At 45.8% G+C, this 25,772-nt stretch carries 23 protein-coding genes; 7 read left to right on the top strand and 16 right to left on the bottom strand.

The window, feature by feature from the left end; translation table 11 throughout:
• Positions 1-45 precede the first annotated feature (45 nt).
• The 4 genes from SO_RS23100 to purT all read right to left on the bottom strand — a co-directional run bounded on the left by SO_RS23100 (position 46) and on the right by purT (position 5,820).
• Positions 46-222 carry a hypothetical protein gene (locus SO_RS23100; protein WP_164925756.1) on the bottom strand — a complete coding sequence of 59 codons (177 nt, stop codon included), beginning with the start codon at positions 220-222 and terminating at the stop codon, positions 46-48.
• 381 nt (positions 223-603) lie between these two features.
• Positions 604-2,886 carry a hypothetical protein gene (locus SO_RS16890; protein WP_011073425.1) on the bottom strand — a complete coding sequence of 761 codons (2,283 nt, stop codon included), beginning with the start codon at positions 2,884-2,886 and terminating at the stop codon, positions 604-606.
• On the bottom strand, positions 2,876-4,411 hold the full coding sequence (locus tag SO_RS16885) for a DUF3142 domain-containing protein (protein ID WP_011073424.1): 1,536 nt from the start codon (positions 4,409-4,411) through the stop codon (positions 2,876-2,878). The genes SO_RS16890 and SO_RS16885 overlap by 11 nt, the downstream gene beginning before the upstream one ends.
• 233 nt (positions 4,412-4,644) lie before the next feature.
• On the bottom strand, positions 4,645-5,820 hold the full coding sequence (gene purT, locus SO_RS16880) for a formate-dependent phosphoribosylglycinamide formyltransferase (protein WP_011073423.1): 1,176 nt from the start codon (positions 5,818-5,820) through the stop codon (positions 4,645-4,647).
• 499 nt (positions 5,821-6,319) lie between these two features.
• Between purT and SO_RS16875 the strand changes: the two genes are divergently transcribed.
• Positions 6,320-7,807 carry an AAA family ATPase gene (locus SO_RS16875; RefSeq protein ID WP_011073422.1) on the top strand — a complete coding sequence of 496 codons (1,488 nt, stop codon included), beginning with the start codon at positions 6,320-6,322 and terminating at the stop codon, positions 7,805-7,807.
• Positions 7,808-8,275: 468 nt separating this feature from the next.
• Positions 8,276-8,629: a protein kinase domain-containing protein gene (locus SO_RS16870; RefSeq protein ID WP_164925755.1), complete on the top strand. Its 354-nt coding sequence runs from the start codon at positions 8,276-8,278 to the stop codon at positions 8,627-8,629.
• Here SO_RS16870 and SO_RS16865 read toward each other — a convergent pair.
• Positions 8,602-9,761, bottom strand: a protein-coding gene (locus SO_RS16865) for an IS3-like element ISSod1 family transposase (RefSeq protein WP_141135407.1) whose coding sequence is annotated in 2 segments (ribosomal slippage) — positions 8,602-9,512 and positions 9,512-9,761 — 1,161 coding nt in all. Because the reading frame shifts where the segments join, the coding sequence is not laid out codon by codon here. The two genes, SO_RS16870 and SO_RS16865, sit on opposite strands and share 28 nt — an antisense overlap.
• 67 nt (positions 9,762-9,828) lie before the next feature.
• On the opposite strand from SO_RS16865, the gene SO_RS16860 reads away from it, so the two are divergent.
• Together SO_RS16860 and SO_RS16855 are read left to right on the top strand one after the other, a co-directional pair.
• Positions 9,829-11,055, top strand: a complete 1,227-nt coding sequence (locus tag SO_RS16860; RefSeq protein ID WP_164925906.1) for a serine/threonine-protein kinase — start codon at positions 9,829-9,831, stop codon at positions 11,053-11,055.
• Between the two features lie 72 nt (positions 11,056-11,127).
• Positions 11,128-12,287 (top strand): IS3-like element ISSod1 family transposase gene (locus tag SO_RS16855; protein ID WP_141135407.1). Its coding sequence is split into 2 segments (ribosomal slippage): positions 11,128-11,377 and positions 11,377-12,287, totalling 1,161 coding nucleotides; the frame shifts between segments, so codons are not numbered across the junction.
• Positions 12,288-12,440: 153 nt separating this feature from the next.
• On the opposite strand, the gene SO_RS16850 is transcribed toward SO_RS16855, so the two are convergent.
• Positions 12,441-13,643 (bottom strand): IS256-like element ISSod4 family transposase, encoded by a 1,203-nt coding sequence (locus SO_RS16850; RefSeq protein WP_011073421.1) that lies wholly within the window; start codon positions 13,641-13,643, stop codon positions 12,441-12,443.
• A 32-nt stretch (positions 13,644-13,675) separates the two neighbouring features.
• Here SO_RS16850 and SO_RS16845 point away from each other — a divergent pair, with 32 nt between their 5' ends.
• Entirely contained in the window at positions 13,676-14,812 is a 1,137-nt protein-coding gene (locus SO_RS16845) for an HlyD family secretion protein (RefSeq protein ID WP_164925754.1), read from the top strand.
• Positions 14,813-14,934: 122 nt separating this feature from the next.
• On the opposite strand, the gene SO_RS16840 is transcribed toward SO_RS16845, so the two are convergent.
• The 4 genes from SO_RS16840 to cysP form a co-directional block, all read right to left on the bottom strand.
• Positions 14,935-16,065 carry a sulfate/molybdate ABC transporter ATP-binding protein gene (locus SO_RS16840; protein ID WP_011073420.1) on the bottom strand — a complete coding sequence of 377 codons (1,131 nt, stop codon included), beginning with the start codon at positions 16,063-16,065 and terminating at the stop codon, positions 14,935-14,937.
• Complete coding sequence (gene cysW, locus SO_RS16835; protein ID WP_011073419.1) at positions 16,062-16,931, bottom strand: sulfate ABC transporter permease subunit CysW; 870 nt, start codon at positions 16,929-16,931, stop codon at positions 16,062-16,064. Before cysW ends, SO_RS16840 begins: the two co-directional genes overlap by 4 nt.
• A gap of 9 nt (positions 16,932-16,940) precedes the next feature.
• Complete coding sequence (cysT, locus tag SO_RS16830) at positions 16,941-17,786, bottom strand: sulfate/thiosulfate ABC transporter permease CysT (RefSeq protein WP_011073418.1); 846 nt, start codon at positions 17,784-17,786, stop codon at positions 16,941-16,943.
• A 175-nt stretch (positions 17,787-17,961) separates the two neighbouring features.
• Positions 17,962-18,969 carry a thiosulfate ABC transporter substrate-binding protein CysP gene (gene cysP, locus SO_RS16825; RefSeq protein WP_011073417.1) on the bottom strand — a complete coding sequence of 336 codons (1,008 nt, stop codon included), beginning with the start codon at positions 18,967-18,969 and terminating at the stop codon, positions 17,962-17,964.
• Positions 18,970-19,189: 220 nt separating this feature from the next.
• Here cysP and cysM point away from each other — a divergent pair, with 220 nt between their 5' ends.
• Positions 19,190-20,068 carry a cysteine synthase CysM gene (gene cysM / locus SO_RS16820; protein ID WP_011073416.1) on the top strand — a complete coding sequence of 293 codons (879 nt, stop codon included), beginning with the start codon at positions 19,190-19,192 and terminating at the stop codon, positions 20,066-20,068.
• 128 nt (positions 20,069-20,196) lie between these two features.
• Here cysM and SO_RS16815 read toward each other — a convergent pair whose 3' ends face one another.
• Positions 20,197-20,733, bottom strand: coding sequence for a DUF4136 domain-containing protein (locus SO_RS16815; RefSeq protein WP_011073415.1), 537 nt, complete (start codon positions 20,731-20,733; stop codon positions 20,197-20,199).
• A gap of 147 nt (positions 20,734-20,880) precedes the next feature.
• Here SO_RS16815 and SO_RS16810 point away from each other — a divergent pair, with 147 nt between their 5' ends.
• Positions 20,881-21,189: a DUF1289 domain-containing protein gene (locus tag SO_RS16810; protein WP_011073414.1), complete on the top strand. Its 309-nt coding sequence runs from the start codon at positions 20,881-20,883 to the stop codon at positions 21,187-21,189.
• A gap of 155 nt (positions 21,190-21,344) precedes the next feature.
• On the opposite strand, the gene SO_RS16805 is transcribed toward SO_RS16810, so the two are convergent.
• From SO_RS16805 to SO_RS16785, 5 genes are all read right to left on the bottom strand, one after another.
• Positions 21,345-22,613, bottom strand: coding sequence for an ATP-binding protein (locus tag SO_RS16805; RefSeq protein WP_011073413.1), 1,269 nt, complete (start codon positions 22,611-22,613; stop codon positions 21,345-21,347).
• 8 nt (positions 22,614-22,621) lie between these two features.
• The gene (locus SO_RS16800) at positions 22,622-23,335 is read right to left on the bottom strand and encodes a winged helix-turn-helix domain-containing protein (protein WP_011073412.1); all 714 of its coding nucleotides are present in this window, start codon (positions 23,333-23,335) and stop codon (positions 22,622-22,624) included.
• Entirely contained in the window at positions 23,335-23,727 is a 393-nt protein-coding gene (locus SO_RS16795) for a DUF3019 domain-containing protein (protein WP_164925905.1), read from the bottom strand. Before SO_RS16795 ends, SO_RS16800 begins: the two co-directional genes overlap by 1 nt.
• A 26-nt stretch (positions 23,728-23,753) precedes the next feature.
• A complete protein-coding gene (locus SO_RS16790; protein ID WP_011073410.1) occupies positions 23,754-24,617 on the bottom strand; it encodes a MipA/OmpV family protein in 864 nt (287 codons plus the stop codon).
• Positions 24,618-24,966: 349 nt separating this feature from the next.
• The gene (locus SO_RS16785) at positions 24,967-25,203 is read right to left on the bottom strand and encodes a hypothetical protein (RefSeq protein ID WP_011073409.1); all 237 of its coding nucleotides are present in this window, start codon (positions 25,201-25,203) and stop codon (positions 24,967-24,969) included.
• Positions 25,204-25,772: the final 569 nt, after the last annotated feature.

The raw sequence follows: 25,772 nt of genomic DNA, 5'->3' as shown, positions 1-25,772 counted from the left end.
ATTACGGTTGGATAAAACTGATAAGGCCAAAACTCTGTAGAATTACTAAAATTGGGTCAACATGCTGATGTTGAAGTGAGCTAAATGCCATTTTGCTAACGAGGTATGGGGCATTAGCTTTTTAGCTGAACGAGCAGCGAGAGGGTTAGTTAAGATTGGCATTGTTGCAACTGTGACCGTTGGCGGCATGGTCACTCTTTCACATCCATGTGATCGCGGCATTCGCACTTCCATATGCAGCAGATGCCGCCGTCGAGCCCTCATGGATACTGCTTGTGAAATAAAAGGGTGGCGTGTCACAGGGGAAATAATGACAATTCACTCAGCACACCTAACGACAAAGTTATCTTGCTTTTGTGCAAAAGCTTTTAGCCATTGAACAGTGCGATGGTCGTAAAGATTGCTATTGTTGCAACAGTGACCGTTGGCGGCATGGCCACTCTTTCACATCTGACCCATAGGGATATGGGAAATGCCACTATGATGTTGGGAACATCATCGGCCATGTGATCGCGGCATTCGCACTTCCATATTGTAGAGGCTGGAATATTTGCTCAGCTTTAGCGCCTTTCTTTGGGCATATAAGAAAGGCGCTTTGTGTTTTTACTGCTTACGCTTTCTTCTGCGCCATGCGTAAGCGCCGAGTAGGGCGGCGATAACGGCAAAACTGAAGGCCACTGGCTTTTTCAGTTGATGGTATATCGCATTCCACTTGGCAACTTGGTTGGCCTTTTCCCTTTTGACGGCGCGGTCAAAATCCGGTGTTTCACATTGTAAACCAAAGTTTTCGGCCCAAGGCACAAAGGGGCCGTTGGCGACGTATTTTTTATAGTAGCGGCGGGCGAGTTCATCATCGCGATAGAATACCCAACCTGTGGCTTGGCATAATAGCGCCGCATAGGCTTGGCTGTTGTGGGGGACTAAGTCGGCGGCCTTGTTTGCTAGCTCTGCGGCTTGGTAGCGATAGTGGAAGCGTTTATCAGGAACGGCTTGGCTGGCGCTAATGCGTTGCTGTTCTTTATCGTTGAGTTTTTCCGGAGAATACCAATCTCTTAGGTCGAACATGCCCGCATAAATTGAATAATCCGGCGCTAATTCAAAACCTAAAATGTCCATGCCTTGATGACGAGCGAGCTCTGCGGCAGTCCAATAGGCTCTGGCGCTCTCAATTCCTTTGCTACTCTTCGCTGTGGTCAATGCTTTAGCATAGTCTTGTACACTGGTGTTGAGTTTGGGATTACTAAAGTAAACAGGGGCTTCGGCAATGGCGCCTTCACGTAATAATCGACGGCCAAGCAAGTAACGCAGACGATTGTTGATAGGTTCAACACTGTCATACCAATCGCTATCCTTTGGATATTCAAAGTTCATCACCGGTACATGCTCGTCGATAAACAGTTTTAGTTCGGCGGTGGTTAGTACCCGTTCGGCGACATAGGCGATATCTTGCCAATACTCATCACCACTGGCGAACAGTTGACTGAGGGCATCGACATAGTCGCCGCGCTCAAGGGATAGCACTCCTTGTTCGGCGCGAATGCGGCAATAGGTTGCCTGTTCTGCATCGGCTTCAATGGCCTGTTGCTGCGCATCTTGCTGTGATGTTGCATTCGCGGCGGATGCGCTCATATCCGTCGGGAAATGACGCGCTGCTTGGGCGTAGGCGTTGGCAGCTTGTGCTTGATCGCCCTTTTGTAGCATTAATTTAGCCGTTAGCCACCAGGTGAGTCCGCTCGGTTTAGCGAGCGCAATCAGACGCTCGGCACTGGCATAGTCGCCCAATTGATAATAAATCGCCGCGAGCTTATCGCCATGGGTGAGTACTACGCCATCGGCTGGAAATATACTGAGGATCTTGGCGACCTGCTGACCCATCTCTGTGAGCTGTCCATCGAAGGCGAAATCATTGGCGCTACTTTGCCAGTAAGCAATCAGTAACTGCTGTACACTTGGGTGTTGTAATAAGGGTTTCAACTCGGTGAGATTTTTCGCCATCAAACTACGGCTTAACATGAGTAGCGAGTCATAGCCGCTACTGTCGCCCTCGGCCGATTGTGTCGCATACAGTTCGATCACCTTATCTAAGGTGGTGGGATTTAAGGCCACATCTATTTTGGGCGCTTCATATTCCTCGTGGGCAATCTCTATGCTCGGTTGGCCTTGATGCAGCAGAATGTAAGCTTGCTCCCCCAGGCTGGCGAGACTTAAGCGCAGCGGATCGGCGGCTCCTTGGATGACCTCAGCCTGTAGTTGCATCAAGTAGGCATTGGCCTTTGCAAAATGGGCGTTATCGGGTGAGGGTTTGCTTTGGAGCAGCTCAATGCGAGATAAGCTATACAGCGCCCACAAGCTGCGTCCTGCGCGCTCACTTGCTGGTAACACAATGACCTTTTTAAAGTAATTGCTGGCTTTATCGTACTCTTTTGCATCAAACGCCATGGCACCAAGGCTGTACCAGGTTAAGGCCGGCGGTAAGGTGTCCTTTAGTTGTGCGGCAATTTGCTCGGCTTGCGCCAAACTGGGGGCATCACGCAGACTATTCACCAGTACAAGCTGAGCTTCGGATAACTCACTGTTTTCATAGGCGCGGGTTTGGGAAAGATAGCGACTGTGCACCTCATCCCAAAGGTATTCCTGCGCCGCTGGCGCATCTTGAAATTGCCACGCCAATGGCTTCGCAAGGCTACTCAGCTGCTGGCTAAAGGCGGTTTGCGGTAAATAGCTTAAGTTGTATTGCCTGTCTTGAGTCAATTGTAATGGGAAATCTGGGCCGCAGGCTAAGAGCGCGGGGGATAAGAGACTTAACCCAATCAGGCTGGTTTGTTTTAAGCTTGTTTTCCAGCGTTGAATCGCATTCGCTGGCAATGGATTTGAGTTATGGCGCATAAATTCCCTGTAAATGTAATGACTCACAACGTGCCCAGCCGATAACTCTGCGTCCGTTAGGGCTTAACACGGTTGCCGATATTGCACTCGGCGCAGAAAGGCGGGTGAGTGGCGCGGCTTTATCTTCTAATTGGGCGACTTGCGGTAACTGCCACGTTAATGTTCCCTTTGCCAATTTGGCTATATAACCATTCTGTGCATCATACCCGCTGCACGACTGTGCCGCTAGGGACAACTGGCTCGGCACCTTGCCTGCAAGATTGCCCTTATTGACTAAAACAAGTTGAAATAATGTGGTTTGGGGAGGTTTGTTTGCCTTGGTTTGCTGATCGGTTTGCTTTGCATTCGGAGCTGGCTCTTGTGCTAACTCTGTCATGGGTTGGCTTACCATCTGCAATTCTACCTGAGGTGCGAGCGGTTGCTGCTTGGCGACGGCAATTAGGGTCGACAGTGGCCACATCCGTTTATCGCCTTCTAATGGCAATCTAAACCAAATCATTCCCCGCAGGTTGGGATCGGCAAGGGTATGCAGTTTTTTGACAAAAGACTGTAACACCTCGGGATCGGCCATCAGCTCCTGCCGCGTTAAATGCTGCGATGAAGTTTCCGCCAGTGGCATCCGCAGTGGCACTTCACTCTCCACCCGATAATCCGATGTAGTGCTATACACCGCTGAGCCGTAGGATGGCAGGGCTATGAGATAAGACACCTTAGCTAACCGTGAAAGTTGTTCGACCCACTGCCAACCTTGAGTGGCATCGAACAAGCCTAAACGCGGATCGCTCACGCTGTGAATTTGTAGTACGAGCTCATCGATATGCTCAAACAGGGACGGAAATTCAGTGCTGCTTAGCCAAGCGGGTAGGGCGGTAATACTCAGTTTGAGCGTATTTGGTATTTGGCTTTTTAACTGGCGCAAAAAGGCATTATAGGCCGCGAGTTTACTGCTGGCGCTATCATGATCGATTTCAATGCCTGCGATAACAGTACCTTGAGCTTGCCACTCTTTAACGAGCTCGCTGATCTTACTGATCACTTGGTGATTGTTAAGGCGAGTTAACTGGCCATCTAATCTGATCACCGCGACTTTAGGGCGAGGATCTGCCTGTAACCATGCATGATTGACGTTTACCTCAAACCAAATATCGGCGCCATTAGGCCTAGGGTGAGCTTGTAGGGCGAGTATCCGCACGCCGCTAAATGTCCCTTGGCTTTCAACCAAGGCGCTCTGATTGGCATCGCGCCATTGGCGCTGCCATATATAGACTTCTTGCGACAATTCACGGGGTTTGGCTTTATCTTCCTTGAAGGGCGAAGGATCATTGCTTGATGGCTGACAAGCGCTGAGTAAAAGTAAGCAAGAGGCTAAACCTAAAAAAATCAATCGTGATAATGAGCGGTATTTAGCACTGGCATAACTGTTAGTTGATTGAATTTTAAATGAATTTATTAGAGGCGAACTTGTGAGTCGCGTATAAGTTAGCAGCGAGTTGGGGAGCTGGAAATAACGGCTGAGTAAATCCATTGAGTAACAGTAAAGCCTAGAGTAGGTCATGCTAATTGTGGGACTACTATGCCTTAAAACAGCCCGCTATTGCATCAGGCTTTTGCACTAGAAAGCAAATCAATGCTGTTTTAAGGTGAACTGTGTCTCAAGATGGGGGATACAATAAAACGCCCAGCGATATCGCTGGGCGCGGTGCTTATCACAAACTTATCGCGGCAATTTTATTGCGAACAATGGCGACGTGGTTAACCCTAGAAAATCACTTGTACTTTCGCCGCGCTATCTAGGGCTTTGTTAACGGCGCTGTCGATATCCTTATCGCGGGCGAGGGCGACACCTAAACGGCGGCGGCCATCGATTTCAGGCTTAGCGAATAATCTGAGTTGAGTATTTTCTGCCGCTAATGCCGCTGCAAGGCCTTGATAGCGAATGTTTTTCGATTTGCCTTCCACCAATACTACCGCCGAGGCGCTGGGGCCATGTTGATGAATATTAGGGATCGGCAGGCCAAGAATCGCCCTGACATGCAGTGCAAATTCTGATAAATCTTGGCTAATTAAGGTCACTAAGCCGGTATCGTGCGGACGAGGTGAGACTTCTGAGAAGTACACATCACTGCCCTTCACAAATAACTCAACGCCAAATAAGCCATAACCGCCGAGTGCTTCGACCACTTTACTGGCAATCGCTTGGGATTTTGCCAGCACGTCGGCTGACATGGCTTGAGGCTGCCATGATTCGCGGTAGTCGCCATCTTCTTGTCGATGACCAATTGGCGCGCAGAAGTGGATACCGTTAACCGCACTAATGGTTAATAGGGTGATTTCGTAATCGAAGGGGATAAAGCCTTCGACGATAACGCGACCACCACCCGCACGGCCGCCTTCTTGGGCGTATTGCCAGGCTTTAGCGCTTTGGGCCACATTGCGGATAACGCTCTGGCCTTTACCCGATGAGCTCATCACAGGTTTGACCACGCAGGGCACGCCGATTTTGCTAATCGCTTGATTAAATTCGGTTTCAGTGTCGCAGAAGAAATAGGGCGACGTCGGTAAACCTAAGGTTTCAGCGGCGAGGCGGCGAATGCCTTCTCTATCCATAGTGAGCTTGGTTGCGCGTGCGGTCGGCACCACATTCAGGCCTTCGGCCTCCATCTCTACCAAGGTTTGGGTAGCAATGGCTTCAATCTCGGGGATCACTAAGTGGGGTTTTTCTAGCTCAATAACGGCGCGAAGAGCCTTAGCATCGAGCATATTGATCACATGGGAGCGATGGGCAATTTGCATGGCGGGGGCGTTGGGATAACGATCAACGCCAATCACTTCAACACCTAAGCGTTGTAACTCAATGGCAACTTCTTTACCTAGCTCACCGCAGCCAAGCAACATGGCGCGTCGAGCGCCCTCGGTGTAGGGTGTTCCTATCATGGTGTGGGTACCTTTTTATATTGGGATAATTGACGCCTTGGGACGTTCTTAAGCCATAGTCTACCCCCGATTAGCGGCAAAGCATGAGACTGAAATTAACAACTGTGTTTTTGATCAAGCTATTTAAGGTTGATTAGGGCGTGTTGACGTTTCGAGATTAGATTTTGTTCGTTCTGGCAAGCACGTGCTCGCGAAACGAGGAATGATGTGTAGTTATTCTACTCAAATGACGAGCTGCTCTTATGACAGAAAGTAAGAGCAAGGGCTTGCCAGACGAACCCTTCGGGCAGCATTTGGCTGACTTTTCTGCCGCGTTATCGTCCGTTTATGTAGAATAACTACACTGCACGGACTTTGGCCTTGCATAAAAGCCAGCCAAATTGCTGCAAAAATAACCCTGAAACGTCAACACGCCCTAGTGCTTGGAGTGGTAAAAATCCTGTTTGTGGCGGTATTTTATGTTAACTTTTCGTTTCATAACGGATTATGGACTTAAGATATGCAAGACATTCGCGATTTAACCGCTGTACTACGCTCTAAAACGCCCATCGTTGTGATTGAAACCTATGAAGAATATCGTGTTGTTGACATGCTTAAGCGAATCGCGAATGTACTCTATCAGCCGCTATTTACTTGGAGTATTACCCAAGGACTCACGCGGGTTGATAAGCCGATGCCAGCACAGAAATTTAATACTGAACCCGGCGACATCTTGGGGCAGATTAAAGCGACGACCCAGCAGGGGATTTATGTGCTCTGTGACTTTCACCCCTTTGTGGTGGAGGCGCCCAAGAATGTCCGCCTACTGAAAGAAATCGCTCTCGAATACGATGCTTTGCAACATACCTTAGTGCTGGTCAGTCATGCCTTTGAGATCCCGCCGGAAATTAAACGTTACTGCGCCTATTTTCAGCTGACTTTGCCGAGCACTTCGCAGCTTGAGAACCTGATTTATCTTGAGGTGGATAAGGTGCGCACCCAAGGCATACCATTGAATGTGGATGATAAGGCTGTGGTTAAACTAGCGGAAAACCTGCGCGGTGTGACCTTAGATGATGCCAGACGATTGATCCATAAAGCGATTGTTGATGATGGCGCCATTACTCACTCAGATGTGGATCTGATTAACAAAGCCAAATTCCAGTTGCTCGATCTTAACGGCATATTGCAATTTGAGTATGACACCAGTGATTTTTCGCAGATTGCCGGATTACATAATCTCAAAAAATGGTTAAAGCAGCGCGCGCCAGCGGCACATAGTCCCCAAGGAGTGAGTGCCGCCGCCCAGATCGATACCCCAAAGGGCGTGTTATTACTCGGTGTGCAGGGCAGTGGCAAGAGTCTCGCGGCCAAAGCAGTGGCGGGCGTATGGCAACGACCACTGCTTAGACTCGATATGGGCGCCTTATATAACAAATACATAGGCGAAACCGAGAAGAATCTACGCAATGCCCTCGAACTGGCCGATATGATGTCGCCCTGTATCCTATGGATAGATGAAATTGAAAAGGGCTTAAGCGGCAGTAACAGTGATCAAGGCATATCCACCCGTATCCTTGGAACCTTATTAACTTGGATGGCCGAGCGCAAATCCGAGGTGTTTGTGGTGGCTACAGCCAACGATATTCAAGCCCTGCCGCCAGAACTGATGCGTAAAGGGCGAATGGATGAAATCTTTTTTGTTGATTTACCCGACGAAACCATCCGCAAGGCGATTTTCTTGATCCATTGCCAGCGCCGCGGTATTGATGTTAGCCGTCTCGACCTCGCCCAACTTTCGCGCCATAGCCAAGGGTTTTCGGGCGCAGAAATCGAGCAGGCAGTTATCGCCGCCATGTACAGTGCCCGCAGTTTAGGACGCACACTCGACCAAGACTTACTGCTAGAAGAACTAACTAAAACCAGACCGTTATCGATTGTGATGGGCGATAAGATAAATGCCCTCAGGCAATGGGCCGCAGGGCGCACAGTCAATGCCCATGAATAAGTTTGGCATTTGAGCCCCCCAAGGCTTGCTATAGCTCGAAGGCTAGCCCTTTGTCGCTGAACATTTGAGATAAATAAAGTAATGGATACCGAAAAGTAAGACCTGACGATAAAGGATTTAAACATCAGTTACAGTGAATCAGACTTGCCTAGTCTGATTCACACGCCGAACACAGTCATTTTACATTCGTTGTTGGCTAACGCGCTTTTGCCCTAAACACGTGAGCACCGAGTGTTTAACCGCACTCTGGCTACATTAATTATCTTACAAATGCTTCTCTGTGGTCTGCTTTCAGCTATTCACCACAAGTGGTCGAAACTGGAATTTTATATAGTCGTATTCAGAATATGCGTTTTCCGTATGGTGTATTTTACGAGAAACTGATAAGTTCCTTTTATTACAGATAGTTAACCATATGCATTTTTATTGGTTTAATGAGATAAGAGCGAATGCGCACTAAGATGTCATATGGAAAACTCAAGCACAGTCAGCAAACGACTAGGAATGAAAATGTTTAGAATTAATGATTGTATAAAATTTGAAGATAAAGAATACGTTATCTCAAGATTTATAGGCCAAGGTGGAATGGGGCATGTTTTCTTAATTGAAGAAAGGGCCGGTGACTCTAAATTTGCACTGAAGTCTTTGCAGCATTATCTTCCAGATGACAACAATCACCGCTCTCTAATTAATGAGTGGGAAAAAGCGAAAAAAATATCTCACAAAAATACGATTCGTTATCACGGTTTTCACGACGGTTTATCAGATCCTAAAACACCATACATTTGTACTGGTCAACCCAAACTGGACACTTTTACTTGAGAATTCTCAAACTCTACAGGTGACAGATCGTTATTAGCAGAATGAAGTCGCTCCAAGTTGTAATATTTGATGTAAGCCGTCACATCTTGCTTCATAAACTCCCTTGTTGGTTGAGCAACTTTAAAAATCCAATCGTGTTTCAAGCTACCAAAGAATCGCTCAACAACGGCATTATCCCAACACGCACCCACATCACCCATGCTGGCTCGGATACCATAGCTCGATAGCAGCCTACCGAATTGTTTACTGGTATATTGCGAGCCTCGGTCACTGTGAAATACCAGCCCTCGCGCTGGTTGTCGCAGGTTGTAGGCTTTTATTAATGCCTTGGATATCAAATCTGTGGTCATGCGTTTGTCTATGCGCCATCCCACAATCCGGCGTGAATATAAATCCATCACCACAGCTAAGTACATCCAGCCTTCACCCGTCTTTAAATAGGTCACGTCACCCGCCCAGACCTGATTAGCCGATACTGGATTAAAGTTCATGTTTAACAGGTTATCAGCCACTGCATCTGAGTGTTTTCGCTGTGTCGTCACCTTGTAAGCACATCGCTGGGTTGCTTTGAGTCGAAGGCGGTGCATAATTTTACGAACGAGATAGCGACCAACCTGGTAGCCTTCCTTGCGCAATTTCTTCACCATTTCACGATTCCCTAAGCTGCCTCGACTTTGCTTAAATAGCTGTCGAACAAGGCGATAAAGCTTCAGTGTTTCAACGCTTATCACGTTTGCAGGGCGTTTATGCCAATCGTAATAGCCTGACTTACTGACACTCATTACTCGACATAACAGTGTTATGGGAAACAGGTGAGATTGCAGTTTGATGAAACGAAATCTTACTTCATTTCTCTCGCAAAGAAGGCGCTTGCCTTTTTTAGAATTTCTTTCTCCATGCGTAATTCTTTGTTTTCTCTACGCAATCGCTTCAACTCATCACGCTCAGACTCTTCTAAGGTGATGCCTTGTTGCAGGGCTTCGTGTTTTTCCTTCCAGTTGTAAAGCAGGCTCGTGCTAACTCCAAGAGACTTTGCCGCATCGGCAACGCTATAACCTTGCTCCAGCACCATCAAGACGGCTTCATCTTTAAATGCCTGCGGATAACTCTTATGTGATTTTTTCAGACTCATATAGACCTCTTAATTTATTGACCATACTGTCTCAAAATTAAGTGTCCGATGGGATTAGACCAGAACAATTATCCTCGAATTAGCTAATGATGGTTCTTTAGATTATTTTTTAAAAAATCAGACTTGCTTATTGGATGAAGATACCTGCTTGGGAATTTTCCATCAAATTATCGATGGAATGGAAGCTGTAAATGAAGTACTCGTTCATCGAGATATAAAACCAGACAACATATTTATTGATAACGGAGTTTTTAAAATAGCGGATTTTGGCTTAGCAAAAATAGCTGAAGAAAAAACACGCTCAAGAACCTTCAAGGGGTGGGGTACTGAGCCGTACATTGCACCAGAAGCTTATCGTGCTGAAACCAATACAATTCAAATGGATATGTACTCGATAGGCCACGTTTTTTATCAAATAGCAGCTTTAAATCATGCTTTTGGTCACCAGAGCGATTGGGAGCAGGCACACCTCACCTTTGTACCTCGCCCCCTGAATGATGCAAATCCAAATATTTCACCCAAAGTTGCGTCTGTTGTTAACAAATTAATGGCAAAAAGACCCAGCAGTCGCTACAACACTTGGGATTGCGTAAGGAAAGATCTTATAGGCTCTGTTCAAAATGTTGGTGATCATAAATCGGCAATTGACAAAATACTGAAAAATAAAATATCAAAAGATCTGTACGCTGAAAAATTATTGTCTGAACAACAGTTAAAGGATAAAGAGTTACAGCGAAAAAATGATATTTTAAGTTTTCAGTTTAAAAATGAAGTGGTTCAGCCTATTGCCGATTTTGTAGATAATTTCAACAAGGTTTCAGGCTCAAGCGCAGGAAAAATGACTTTTTCTAAAGTTTCAGGAAAAAGCGATTTGGGATGTAAAATTATTTTTGAGAGTAAAACTGTTAGCATATGGTTTCATCCTCTAACTGAGTCGGACGTACTTAGTCACTATGCAAATGATATTTGGGGGGAGCAAAGACATCGCACCACTAAGCCTACCATGAAGGGTAAGCCTGTTATGGCTTGGGGAGGAGTAGTATGTTCAGATGGGACGGGGTTAAATATTGTTTTGGTTTCCTCAGAATCAGATGAATATGGTGACTGGTATTTATTGAAAAATACACATTCAGTTTTTGCTCGCCATGGAGACAGTAGGCCTGATCCTTTTGCTTTTTCTAGCGATGAACTATTAAAGGAAATACATAATATTGGTGTCATGCATATTTATAATTTAAGCGAAAAACAACTAGATATTAGTGAGTTAATAGATTTCATATCTAACGCTTTATGAACAGTTGTTCTGGTCTAATCCCATCGGACACTTAATTTTGAGACAGTATGGTCAATAAATTAAGAGGTCTATATGAGTCTGAAAAAATCACATAAGAGTTATCCGCAGGCATTTAAAGATGAAGCCGTCTTGATGGTGCTGGAGCAAGGTTATAGCGTTGCCGATGCGGCAAAGTCTCTTGGAGTTAGCACGAGCCTGCTTTACAACTGGAAGGAAAAACACGAAGCCCTGCAACAAGGCATCACCTTAGAAGAGTCTGAGCGTGATGAGTTGAAGCGATTGCGTAGAGAAAACAAAGAATTACGCATGGAGAAAGAAATTCTAAAAAAGGCAAGCGCCTTCTTTGCGAGAGAAATGAAGTAAGATTTCGTTTCATCAAACTGCAATCTCACCTGTTTCCCATAACACTGTTATGTCGAGTAATGAGTGTCAGTAAGTCAGGCTATTACGATTGGCATAAACGCCCTGCAAACGTGATAAGCGTTGAAACACTGAAGCTTTATCGCCTTGTTCGACAGCTATTTAAGCAAAGTCGAGGCAGCTTAGGGAATCGTGAAATGGTGAAGAAATTGCGCAAGGAAGGCTACCAGGTTGGTCGCTATCTCGTTCGTAAAATTATGCACCGCCTTCGACTCAAAGCAACCCAGCGATGTGCTTACAAGGTGACGACACAGCGAAAACACTCAGATGCAGTGGCTGATAACCTGTTAAACATGAACTTTAATCCAGTATCGGCTAATCAGGTCTGGGCGGGTGACGTGACCTATTTAAAGACGGGTGAAGGCTGGATGTACTTAGCTGTGGTGATGGATTTATATTCACGCCGGATTGTGGGATGGCGCATAGACAAACGCATGACCACAGATTTGATATCCAAGGCATTAATAAAAGCCTACAACCTGCGACAACCAGCGCGAGGGCTGGTATTTCACAGTGACCGAGGCTCGCAATATACCAGTAAACAATTCGGTAGGCTGCTATCGAGCTATGGTATCCGAGCCAGCATGGGTGATGTGGGTGCGTGTTGGGATAATGCCGTTGTTGAGCGATTCTTTGGTAGCTTGAAACACGATTGGATTTTTAAAGTTGCTCAACCAACAAGGGAGTTTATGAAGCAAGATGTGACGGCTTACATCAAATATTACAACTTGGAGCGACTTCATTCTGCTAATAACGATCTGTCACCTGTAGAGTTTGAGAATTCTCAAGTAAAAGTGTCCAGTTTGGGTTGACCAGTACAGTTATTGCGCAAGAAGTGAATACGATAGAAGCCAATACTGTCGAAAATAGTAAAAAAGTCGAGGTGTAACATGGATTTACTACTAATACTAACCTATGCCTCGATTTGCATTGAGGGCGTTCAAAATTCTGTGTCAGGCTAATTTTTAAATTTCTAGCACGCTATCTAAACGTCCTTCAAAATAAATCGCTAACTGAGATAAACAAAGGCTCCAATTGTGGATTGGCATAGTCCATTTATCTGAGGCGTTTAATATGCCTGCGTAAAGTAGCTTCAACAAGCTATTTTCATTAGGAAATGCACCTTTGGTTTTGGTGAGCTTTCTAAATTGGCGATGCACAGCCTCAACCGCATTGGTCGTGTAAATCACTTTCCTGATATGTTCTGGGTACTTAAAATAATGGGACAAATTATGCCATTTGCGACGCCAAGAGTTGATTACCAACGGATAAGCATCACCCCATTTGGCCTCCAGTTCGTCCAAGGCCATCTCTGCGGCTTCTTTACTCACGGCTCGATACACAGGCTTTAAATCAGCCATAAACGCTTTCTGATTTTTTGAGGCGACATACTTCATTGAGTTGCGGATCTGGTGGATAACGCATAGCTGTGTTTCCGTATGAGGGAAGATACTGGCTATGGCCTCAGGGAAACCGGTCAAGCCGTCAACACAGGCGATAAGAATATCTTTTACACCACGATTATTAAGATCGGYCAGTACGGATAGCCAGTAATTAGCGCCTTCATTTTCGGATAAGTGAAGCCCTAAAATTTCCTTTTTTCCTTTCATATTAAGCGCTAACAATGTGTAAACGGCTTTACTGACGTAACGCCCATCCTCTTTGACTTTATAATGTATCGCATCAAGCCAAACGATAGGATAATGGCTATCTAATGGGCGCTGTTGCCACGCTTTAAGTTCGGGGATGAGTTTGTCGGTGATGGCGCTTACTGTTGCGTTAGACACATTGAGCCCATACATATCTTCAACATGTTGATTAATATCGCGATAGCTCATACCTATACTGAACATCGATAACACTTTACGTTCGATTTCATCGGTTAGTGTAGTTTGATTTTTCTTAATCAACTGAGGCTCAAAGGTGCCATTGCGGTCTCTAGGCGCGTCTAACTCAAAGTTACCGGACGGATGCTTAATGGTCTTAGGGGTTTTGCCATTTTTACGATTAGGCTGAGGATCATGCGCTAAATGCTGCTCAAGCTCAGCCTGGAGAGCCGCTTCAGTGAGTTGCTTGATCAGTGGGCCAAGAATGCTGTCTTTACCTGTGAGGCTTTTACCTGATTGCAGATCTTTAAGGGCTTGTTCGAAGTTAAAAGGTTGGGTCATGTGTCATTCCTGTTTTTGAATATTTTACTGAAATGACACAGAATTATGAACACTACCTTTGCATTGTGATTTTTAAAGTCTTTAAGATCCCGATGAACAAATGGACTGTGCCAACCGCGGTATTAGGCGGTGTGTTCCTGATCGGGGCGTTATTACTGATCATGAACTACAACCACCCTTATTCGCGTTTTGCGCGGGAATACTATGTCACTATCCCTATCACGCCAGCCGTTAAAGGATTAGTGATTTCGGTTGATGTCAAACCTAATACGTTTATCAAACAAGGTGATGTGTTATTCCGTATCGACCCAACACCCTATCAAGCGGTTGTTAAAACCAAAAAAGCTGCGTTGTTGGCGGCAGAGCAAGAGGTTCCTCAACTCAAGGCGGCTTGGGAATCTGCCAAGGCAAACGTGGCAAGAGTGGCAGCAGATAGAGAGCGCAATAAGTCGGCCTATGATCGTTATGAGCAAGGTCATCGTAAAGGGGGCGCTAATTCTCCTTTCACCGCGCTTGAATTAGACAATAAACGGCAACTGTATCTAGCTTCTGATGCACAATTGACCGCGGTGCAAGCGGAAGAGTTACGTGCGCGTCTTGCCTATGAGTCAAATGTGGATGGTGTGAACTCAAAGGTTGCCGGACTGCAGGGTGATCTTGAGAATGCCCTATATAATTTGGAACAAACCGTGGTGCGCGCTCCAGCCGACGGCATAGTAACCCAAATGGCGCTTCGCCCAGGGGCGATGGCGGTTCCTTTACCTTTACGCCCAGTGATGAATTTTATCCCCGATGAACAACGGTATTTTGCCGGTGCGTTTTGGCAAAATTCACTGCTGCGTTTACAGGAAGGCGATGAAGCAGAAGTGGTGCTAGATGCCGTACCTGGTAAGGTATTTAAGGGTAAAGTCGCTAAGGTTTTACCTGCGATGGCCGAAGGGGAAATTCAGATGAATGGCACGCTACAGTCTTCGAATCAGCTGTTTCAAACTGGACGAGTCATTGTCTTGATTGATATTGAGGACGATGCGATACGCCGTGAGTTCCCAGCGGGGGTTGCTGGACAAGTGGCTGTGTATACAGAGCATTTTCATCATGTGGCTGTGATGCGTAAAGTGCTGCTGCGGATGCAGGGTTGGTTAAATTACCTGTTCTTCGATGGTCACTAGCGGAGTTTTAATCTAGCCACTTTGCTTGAATCTCGTTTTTAAGCTGTTCGAGAGTTAATAAAAAGCGCTGACAAGATTGTCAGCGCTTTTTTTTGTATGCAGCAGGTAAATACTGGCTGCGATTAAATATCAAAGGCCAAGCTGCCCGGTGGTAGGAATGGCCAGCTTTGGCGAATGGGGGAACCATCTCCTTGTTTACCAAAGAAATAACCCGTTCTTGGGGTCGCGTAGACCACACTGCCTTTTTGTAAGCCTAACTCTTGCAGATGATGGTGAGTAAATTTGGCTTCCCATAATTCTTCACTTTGCCAGCCGATAGGAGCGAGTTCGACGCGTACTTCAGCGCCAATCGGCGTAATTGCCACAATGGTAAACGGAATATGTGCTTGGCTGTTGGGCTTATCCGCCAGTGCCAATTCATGGCTGCGTACATAGAGTGCGCCATTTTGTTGCAGTGGCGTTTGCTCTGGCGGCACGATAAAGGCATCTCCATTGGTCCAGCGGTTCTGTTGCCAGTTAGCCTCAAATCGATTGACGTTACCTAAAAAATCAAACACAAAACGGCTGTTGGGTTGGGCATACAACTCAATGGGGGTATTCACCTGTTCAATATTGCCGTTGCTCATCACCACCACTCTATCGGAAAGCTCTAAGGCCTCGTCCTGATCGTGGGTGACAAACACACTGGTAAATTTGAGTTCGTCATGTAGGCTGCGTAACCAACGGCGGAGTTCTTTACGCACCTTGGCATCGAGGGCGCCAAAGGGTTCATCGAGCAGCAATACTTCTGGCTGAGTTGCTAAGGCACGAGCCAAGGCGATACGCTGTTTTTGTCCGCCCGAGAGCTGCTCTGGATAACGTTGAGCTAAGTGGCCAAGTTGCACCATTTCGAGTAAATGGCTGACGCGCTTTTGGATTTCTGCAGCCGAAGGCCGCTGTTTTTTGGGAATCACTTCGAGCCCAAAAGCGACGTTATCGGCTACCGTCATATGGCGGAATAGCGCGTAGTTTTGGAATACAAATCCCACTCTGCGGTCGCGCACATGAACTTGGGTCACATCGCGATTGCCAAAATGGATGTGGCCGCTATCTGCGCCCTCAAGGCCGGCAATAATGCGTAGCAGCGTGGTTTTACCCGAACCCGATGGTCCGAGAAGGCCAATCATTTCGCCTTCTTGAATATCCAGATTGAGCGGCGATAGCGCCTGAAATTGGCCAAATTTTTTGGAAATATTAGTTAGACGAATACTCATAATGATTGGCTCTGCTGTTGATTGTTATTGGCGGATAAGCTGCGTTGTTGGCGCCATTCCACTAAGGCTTTTAGCATTAGGGTAAATAGGGCGATTAAGGCGAGCAGTGAAGCGCTCGCGAAGGCGGCTTCGGCCTGATAATCTTCATAAAGTAATTGCACATGCAAAGGTAAGGTGTTGGTTTCACCGCGAATATTACCTGATACCACGGCAACTGCACCAAATTCCCCTACGGCTCTGGCATTGGTGAGGATCACCCCATAAATCAGCGCCCACTTGATATTGGGGAGTGTTACGCGGCGAAACAGTTGCCACCATGAGGCGCCAAGGATCACCGCGGCCTCTTCCTCCGATGCGCCCTGTTGCTGCATCAAGGGGATGAGTTCGCGAGCGACAAAGGGGCAAGTGACAAATATCGTTACCAGTAAAATCCCTGGCCAAGCAAACATAACTTGTAAATCGTGTTCGAACAGCCACGCACCGAGCCAGCCGCTGTTACCGTAAAGCAATAAGTAGAGTAAACCCGCGACCACGGGGGATACCGCAAACGGGATATCAATTAAGGTGATCAGTAACTTACGACCCGGAAACTCAAAGCGTGTCACGCTCCAAGCGAGCATGACCCCAAACACTAAGTTTATCGGCACAGTGAGCGCCGCCACCATCAACGTTAGCCCAATGGCATGGAGCGAGTCGGGTTGGCTCAGATGCTCGATATAACGCTCCCAGCCACCGACGAAGGCTTGCTGGAAAATACTGACTAATGGCAGCAGCAATAACAACATGGCTAGTAGCACGGCAAGGGTGATCAGGCTCCATTTTATCAGGGGCGCTTCACCGACTTTTAAAGGTTTAAATGAATTCATTTTGAGTCCTTATCGTCCGTGAATACGGCGTAAATAACGCGCTTGCCACAGGTTAATGAGCAGTAACAACAGTAGCGATGTCATCAACACGATAGATGCAATTGCACTTGCGCCTGCAAAATCAAACTCCTGTAGGCGAACAAAGATCATCAATGACGTAATTTCACTGATGTATGGCATATTACCGGCGATAAAAATCACTGCGCCAAACTCACCTAGGCTTCGGGTAAAAGACAATGCCGTGCCAACCATTAAGGCTGGCCACAGTGAGGGTAAAATCACCCGCCAAAAAACCGCAGCATCTGTTGCGCCTAAGGTCATGCCCGCTTCTTCTTCCTCATGGGATAATTCTTCCAATACTGGCTGGACGGTCCGCACCACAAAGGGAATGCTGGTGAAGATCATCGCAACCACGATGCCCAGTGGCGTATAAGCCACTTTGATGCCAAGTTCCGCTAATAGGCTGCCAATCTGACCATTTTCAGCATAGAGAGTGGCTAAGGTGATACCTGCAACCGCTGTCGGTAAGGCAAAGGGTAAATCGACCAAGGCATCGAGGATGCGTTTGCCAGGAAACTCATATCGAACCAGTACCCAGGCGAGCAAAAGTCCGAAAAGACAATTAAATATCGATGCCGCGAGCGCCGACAAAATGGTGACTTTATAACTCGCCAGCACACGAGGATCGGCAATCACACCCCAGTATTCAGACCAGCTCATCTGGCTGGTTTGCATAATCAGGCCCGTGGTGGGCAATAAGAGGATTAAGCTGACAAATAGCAAGGACACACCAAGGCTAATACTAAACCCTGGCAGAACTCGCTTATGGCGTAAACGCCCATTAGTAAAAATCACTGAATAACCACCCGATAAGATTAATTGAGTTAATCCAATATTATCATGCCATTAGCAAGTTATTACCCAATCGCGATTAAAGACAACTGATATAAATCCTTGCTGCGATATAACCATAAAACCCGGGACGTTGCCCGGGTTGTCAGTTTGATTGCTTATCTCTTTTTGAGCAATATCAGCGTTTTAATAACTGATCCAGTTTGGCACCATTGGCAAATTGCGTCTTCATGGCGTTGTCCCAGTTACCGATGATTTGCTCGACCGTCATCAACTCTACCGTCGGGAATTGCTTGGTAAATTCGGCAATCACCTTTTCGTTGTGAACGCGGTAGTTAAACCCAGCCAACAAACGTTGTGACTCTTCGCTGTAGAGATAGCTTAGATACTCAGTCGCTAACTCCTGTGTGCCATTGCGCTTGGCATTTTTCTCCACAACCGCAACAGGGAATTCCGCTAGAATCGAAGTCTTTGGCACTACAACTTGATAACCATCAGCACCATATTGCTGGCGAATATTGTTTACTTCAGATTCGAAGGTAATTAGCACATCACCGATGCCACGCTCAACAAACGAGGTGGTTGCACCGCGGCCACCTGTGTCAAACACGGCGACGTTGCCAAGGAACTTTTTCAAAAATGCATCTAAAGAAGCCTCATTATCTTTACCATAGTTTTTTTGGGCAAAACCTAAGGCGGCTAAATAAGTGTAGCGAGCATTACCTGAGGTTTTTGGGTTAGGGAATACTAGCTTGACGTCATCTTTGGCTAAATCACCCCAGTCGCTAATTTGCTTTGGGTTACCTTTGCGGACTAAAAACGCAATGGTTGAATAGTAAGGTGAGCTCGCATTAGGCAGTAATTGTTGCCAGTTTTCTGGGATCAACTTGCCGCGATCATGCAGAATTTGCACATCTGTGACTTGGTTAAAGGTCACCACATCCGCTGGTAAGCCCTGCAGAATCGAGCGAGCCTGAGCTGAAGAACCCGCGTGGGATTGTTTGATTTCAACCGTTTTACCGGTTTTTTCTTGCCAATGTTTAGCAAATACGGGGTTATAGGCGTTAAATAATTCCCGTGATATATCGTAAGAGGAATTAAGTAAGGTCTGATCGGCGGCTGCGACATTGAGGGAGGCTCCCAGTAATAGGGTTCCCAGCAGGGCCTTAGTGAGTTTTACTGGCATTTTGTACTCCTTAATCTGGCAACTGTGTCAGCTTTTGTGTCAGCTTTAGAGATAGAGTAATTGAAGTTTTTGTTTATAAAAAGCTGTCTGAATAGAACTTTTTTGAATAACTATGAGCAATTAATTGTATGCCATAGGTAAGATACATCGTGTTTGTTGCAGCTAAGCCCCTTAAAATATCCCTATGCGAGTCGCTTTTATCAAATAAAGGATAAACCCTGTGTCTGACTTTATGACTATTGAAGCCTGTATCGGGCAAACGCCGCTAGTTCGCCTGCAGCGGCTTGATTGCGGTAGCTCAACCGTGTTGTTAAAGCTGGAGGGGAATAATCCTGCTGGCTCGGTAAAGGATCGCGCCGCACTGAATATGATTAATCAGGCGGAGCTTCGCCAAGAAATCGCCCCAGGTGATACCTTGATTGAAGCCACAAGTGGTAATACAGGAATTGCCTTAGCGATGGCTGCGGCCATTAAAGGTTACAAGATGATCCTGATTATGCCGTCCAATTCGACCCAAGAGCGTAAAGATGCCATGCAGGCTTATGGTGCCGAGCTGCTGCTGGTGGACAACATGGAAGCCGCGCGGGATTTGGCCTTAGCGCTTCAGGCTGAAGGGAAGGGCAAGGTACTGGATCAGTTTAATAATCAAGATAATGCTAACGCGCATTTTCTCACTACTGGCCCCGAAATTTGGCAGCAGAGCCAAGGTAAGATCACCCATTTTGTTTCTAGCATGGGGACCACTGGTACTATTATGGGCGTGTCGAAATACCTAAAGAGTCGCAATCCCGATATTACCATTGTCGGTCTTCAACCCGCCGATGGCAGTTCGATTCCGGGCATTCGCCGTTGGCCGCAGGAATATTTACCAGGCATCTTTGATGCCGCCCGTGTCGATTTAATGATGGATATCGAAGAGCAAGACGCCAAAGCCATGGCTCGAGCCTTAGCGCGAGAAGAGGGCATTTGTGCTGGTGTGAGTTCTGGCGGCGCGGTATATGCAGCACTTGAGTTAGCAAGGCAGTATCCAGGCTCTGTAGTGGTCGCGATTGTGTGTGATAGGGGCGATCGTTATCTGTCATCTGGGTTATTTTCTTAACCCTATTCCTAAGCACCTTATTCGGTTTTTCTTAGGCAATAAAAATGGGCGTTTATCGCCCATTTTTGTTACTCATAGTTTAAGTCATCATAATTTCAATCATCGTTTAAGCCATTATGGCCAAATGATTATGGCTGTGGTGGAAACTGCGCCAAAATCCGGCTTACAGCCTTAGCTGTGTCTTGGGCTTTTTTATCGCCACCCGCATCGAAATCGAAACTATCACTGCCACGCCAAATCAGCTTATTGGTTTTGGTGTCGATAATATCAATTTGAATGGTTTGGATTTTAGCGGTATCGCTGCCAAGAGGTACACCCACACTGGTACCTATGCCAATGCCGCCAGAGCGACCAAAACTGCCCGTGCCTAAGCCTATCGATAAGCCTGAGTCTTTGGGCTTATCTTGAGTCAATAGCCCATAGGCAACGCTAAAATCGGGGGAAGATTGGCTTTCGGTAAAGCCTTTTTGACGTAACTGCTGCGAGATCTCAGTTTTAATGCGTTGGGCACTGAGCGGATCGTCATTAGGCTGTGGAGCAAGCTGCGAGAAACTCTGCAATGTCTTAAAGTCGTAATTGAGATCGTAATCGTTTTTCGGCTTAGTGCTGCACGCACCTAAAAAGACCATGGTGATGAATAAACTGGCGAAGTATTTGTATCTCATAATTGCACTCCAAGTTGTACAAACTGTATTCAATGTGCCTTGATTAACTTGCTCACTGCAAGTAATTTAGTGAAAAGTGTTTGATTTTTGTTAAGTATATATGCTCTTGCATTTCACGTGCTTAAATTGGCAGAGTAGCCCAAGTTAATGGAACAGTTAGCCTTTTTTGATATTCCCAGCCCTTGCATCGGTGTGTGCCAAACCGATGCTAGGGGCTATTGTAAAGGTTGCCTGCGCAATCGTGATGAGCGGTTTAATTGGCTGTATTTTACTGATGCCCAAAAGCACGATGTGATCCGCTTGTGCCATCAACGTAAACGTCGGCGGGAGCTGGCCTTATATAAAGCACGTCAGCAAGCGCTTGAGCAGGAGCGGGCCGCTATCAATCCACAGCTTGATTTTGCGCCACAGACCGCCGCAGAGTTGGATTTAGGGGATTTTACTCTCGATGAATAATCTTGATTAACCTGAACTCGGGCTAACGAGTGTCGAAAAATCTAAATTTAACAAACTAAATCAATGCTATAAAAGATTATTTTGAAACGAAAAATCTATTCAGCGGCTCAGCTTATCCCAAGCTCAGGTTGATTAGCTAGCGCAACTTAAAGGCGTTAAATTTCCCGTTTCTTTGGCCAACTTAAGGTAAAACGTGTCTGAGTAGGATTACTGCTTACACTCACTTCTCCCTGATGGCGCTGCATGATCCTCTTGATGATCGCCAGGCCTAAACCATGACCTTTGTTACCATTTTGCACCGACTGGCTGCGATAGAAGGGCTCAAACACCTTAGGTAAATCCACCTCGGGGATCGGCTCTCCATCATTGCTCACACTTAAAGTTACCCGTTGCGGGGTTTGGCTAACTTCAATCAAGATTTGATGGCGGGCAAAACGTTGCGCATTGGTCAGTAGATTTTGCAGAGCACGTTCAATCAGAGCGGGTTCACCGACCAAGGGTAAAGCGTCCATATCTGCATGTAAGGTTATTGGGGTTTCACTTAATGTACTTAAGCGCTTAATGCACTGGTTAATCAGCGTGATAAGGTCGTATTCATCCAAAGGTATACCTTCACGCTGGGACTCTAAACTGGCGTAGGTGAGTAATTCCTGCAGTAGGTTTTCCATTTCCTTAATGTCGAGCTGCATTTCATTGAGAAAATCCTGACGTGTTTGTTCGTCAGAGTCGGGTTTGCAGTACATGGGCATTAAGGCAAGGGCGAATTTTAGCCGCGCCAGAGGGGTGCGTATTTCGTGGGAAACCGCATTGGAAAGATGTTTTTGGTTTTCAATTAACGCGCTGATATGACGCGCCATTTCATTAAAGGTATTGGCTAAGGGTTTTACTTGAGAGCGGTTAGAGAGGTTAATGCGAGTATCCCACTTAGCTTCGCCAAAATCCTTGGTGGCTTTACGCAGAATACTTAAATCCCGCGAGAGTGGCCCAACCCAAATTAGCGCCACGAATGCCAGCGACAAATAGAAAAATAGGGTGAATAAATTACGCAGATCGGCTCTTGGGTCTATCTCGATAGGGCCCGCCATTAACACTTGTTCGCCTACCTGAATAAACTGGAATTGCTCACCTTCACTGGTTGTGGTGGTGACTAGGTGATTGGAGGTGAGAATTTGATCCTTTGGCAATGCAATTTGATCTGGACTCAGCAGGTTTAACGGAAGCTGGGGATCGGTTGGCAGTGCGCTTAAGTAATCGCGGCGACTCTCCTCTGGAAGCTGGGTTAACAGCTGGGCAAATGCGACCAGAGGAGCATCTAAGGGATTATTTTCATCAACATTTTTCTTCCACAGGCTGTCCAGTGTCCAGCCTATGCCCAGAAAACTGAGGCTCAGCAGTAAATATAAGCTGATAAAGAGACGTTTCACGGTAGTACTTAGTTGTTCCAAGCCTCTGGGGCGAAGAGGTAGCCTTGTCCCCAAACGGTTTTAATTCTAAAAGGCGTCTCAATATTATCGTTGAGCTTTTTACGAAGTCTTGAGATCCGCACATCAATTTTTCTGTCTTTACCATCAAAATCAATATTAAGCAGTAATTGATAAATGTACTGACGACTCAGTACTTGTCCTGCCTGTGATGCCAGTAACCATAGGAGTTCGAACTCATGGCTGGTGAGGTCGACTTCTTTGTTATCGAGTCTAATCGCATGGGTATGGGGATCGATACTGAGCTTACCAAAAGTCAGGCAATGGGATTCGGCCTGAGGCGGTTGGTTTTGACGGCGCAATAGGTTGTTGATTCGGGCAACGAGCAGTGCAGGATCGACGGGTTTGACGACATAGTCGTCGGCGCCGAGTTCTAGCCCTTTGATCTGATCTTCGCTCGAACCTAAGGCACTCATCAGCAGGATAGGGCCGGCAAAGTAATCGGGTAACTTTTCACACAGGCTTAAGCCATCAATCCCTGGCAACATAATGTCTAACAGTATGATATCAGGCTTATAGTTGATTAAGCGGGTTAACACTGTGTCGCCACGACGTTCTACTTCAACGTGCATGCCGTGGGATTTCAAATAATCTACGATTAAATTCGCAAGACGGACATCGTCTTCAACCAATAACACTCTGTGGGGTGATTGTGGATTCGTCATTAAAATAAACTCCAAGGGTTACGGTAACGTCTGCGCACCTGAGGCTGCGAGGTCGACGTGATTTTTAATTTGGCTCCAGCCAGTGTTTGATTGGTTTCTTTACTGACTAAAACAAAGTGAATATCGCTTTGTGTGCTGACACTCAATGTCATTGTGTGTTGTTCTAGTGATTCGCTGCACCATTTAGGGTAGGCGTTATTATCAGACAAGATACACACCAGCTCGTTTTTCGCGAGTTGCCACTGTAATTCTACATGGATCTCGCAAGCTTGGTTTTCATCCCCTGTAATACAGATTTCAGGGGTTAGCTTTAATTTTGACTCTTCATTTGGTGCCGCAAGTACATTAAAGGGCCCCATTAAGCTTACGCTTAGGCCCAACATGTACAGCATCCTGATCTGAAGGGGAGTCACTCGAATTAAAACCTATATGCTGCGCCAATAAAATATGTACTGCTATAGTCTTGATCGAGCAAGGGACTGGCGGCAATTTCATCTGCAATTTGAGTGTAGCGGAATGCAAATAGCATATCCCAATTATCTGTTAAGATATAACGGGCTGTCATTTCTACCCCTTTATCCCAACCAGCATCAGCATGGTAATGTTGGCTCCAATAGGTATTTTCACTCGGGCGAACGCCATAATAATAGTCAACCACATTAGTGCTTTTCCAATCAAGGACGAGTGACATATCAAAGACCCAGCGAGTTAAATGCCAGCCATAGGTCCATTTTATTTGTGCTTCAGCACCTTGATGCACATTAAACATATCATGGGTGTAGGCTAACCTAACTACACCTAACGGGGTATAAATAAATGCTTCGGCGCCACCTAACAAGGTAAAATTGCGCGATTCTAAGGAATTAAACACAGGTTCAGGTTCAGCGTTTATCACTGCTGGGGTGTCGAGCATTCTTACCCCGTCCTGTGTACTGCGTTTTAAAAAGATATTTGAAGGATCCCAGCGATAGAAATAAGCTCTGTCCATGCTATAGCTGGTTACTAAGTTTAAGCTGAAATATTGCTGTTCAACTAGGCTATACCCTAAGTTGCCATTATCAAAAAACCAATGCTCACCATAGTAAGCCACTGTCGGGATAAAAAAGACCGGAATATCATCAAAATCCCTAAGTGGATTAGTTTTTTGCCCCCAGCCTATTGCCACGCCTAAGTCCCAATTGCGCATTTCAATACATTCATCTTTAGTCACGCACGGCTCTTTTGCCACCCCGATTGAAGGCAGGCTGAGTGCGGCGAGTAAGATTAATAATGTTCGATACATGATTTTGCGTTCGGGTTTAATGTCAGTCGGTAATGGGCAACAGATTAGCATTTTATGCTGAATTCCACAGCGATTTCACCTGTGGGGATGCAAAATGATACAGATATCATATAAATAGCATATATGTAGGTAACGTAATCAGTTGAAAGGAGGAATAAAAGTATAAAATGCGGTTGTTTAGCGCTTTAGGCTATATTGGCAATTTGTATCGGTATTGTTTTGCCTTTTTACAGTGAGAGTTGCGAAAACAGGTTTTTTGAGCAAATAAAATGCCATTCATTGTGGGAATGGCATTCGTAACACACGATGAAACCTAATTAGAGCCACAGGCTAAAGGAAGTAAAACCGATTAATTGAGTTCTTTTACTGTTTGATAGCCCATTTCAGTTAGCTGGTCATTCACGCAGTCGAGGACATATTGCTTAAGCTCGGCATTTTCAATCTGATCTTCTGAGGCCATTTGTTGGCACACTTCAGTCAGTTGAGCGATATCATTTGCAGGCGCTGGGGGAAGTGTCGATTCTTCGGCAAAGCTTGCGAAACTCATTAGCGCAGAAAGTGTGATAACAGCTGATAACGTCTTCATTTTATTTCCTTTAGTTATTGATAGTTAACAACAGCCTAACTGGTTTCCCATCATGCCGCTGCGTCAACAGATAGCAATCTATCATTGCTATTATTTTTTAGATATAAATAATTTTTCGCTAATTTGGTGAGCCATTTTTGCCGCATTAATTTGGTTGCTTTATGGGCAGTTCTGCGCGGTGCAGCCTACCATTTCAAGGCACAATACGTCGCAACGTGCTTTAATTTCCTGAATTTTCCATAGTGGAGCTTAGTCTGTTTACTACGACTTCCTTTTAGCCTCAAAGTTTCATCTATGGTTAGGGGAGTAAATGTTATGAATTTGTCTAAAAGTAGACTTATATCAACTTTGTTAGGTTTATGGGATGAAGTTAATCTTTTTGATGGTTTATCTCAGTTTGGTGCGTAAGCTTTTTATGGTGGAAATATGGGAAGTTTGCGCTACAGCAAGATTGCTATTTAAATAAGATTTAGCGCACTATTTATACAAGCATTTTATAGATGTTTGAATCTTAAGAGATTAATTTTTGAACTGTTGGTTTTTTTGGTTTTGAGTTTTTATATGTCTAT

Origin of the sequence: Shewanella oneidensis MR-1 (assembly GCF_000146165.2) — a bacterium.
GTDB classification, from domain to species: Bacteria; Pseudomonadota; Gammaproteobacteria; order Enterobacterales; family Shewanellaceae; genus Shewanella; species Shewanella oneidensis.
This window is presented reverse-complemented; position numbering and strand designations above follow the sequence as displayed.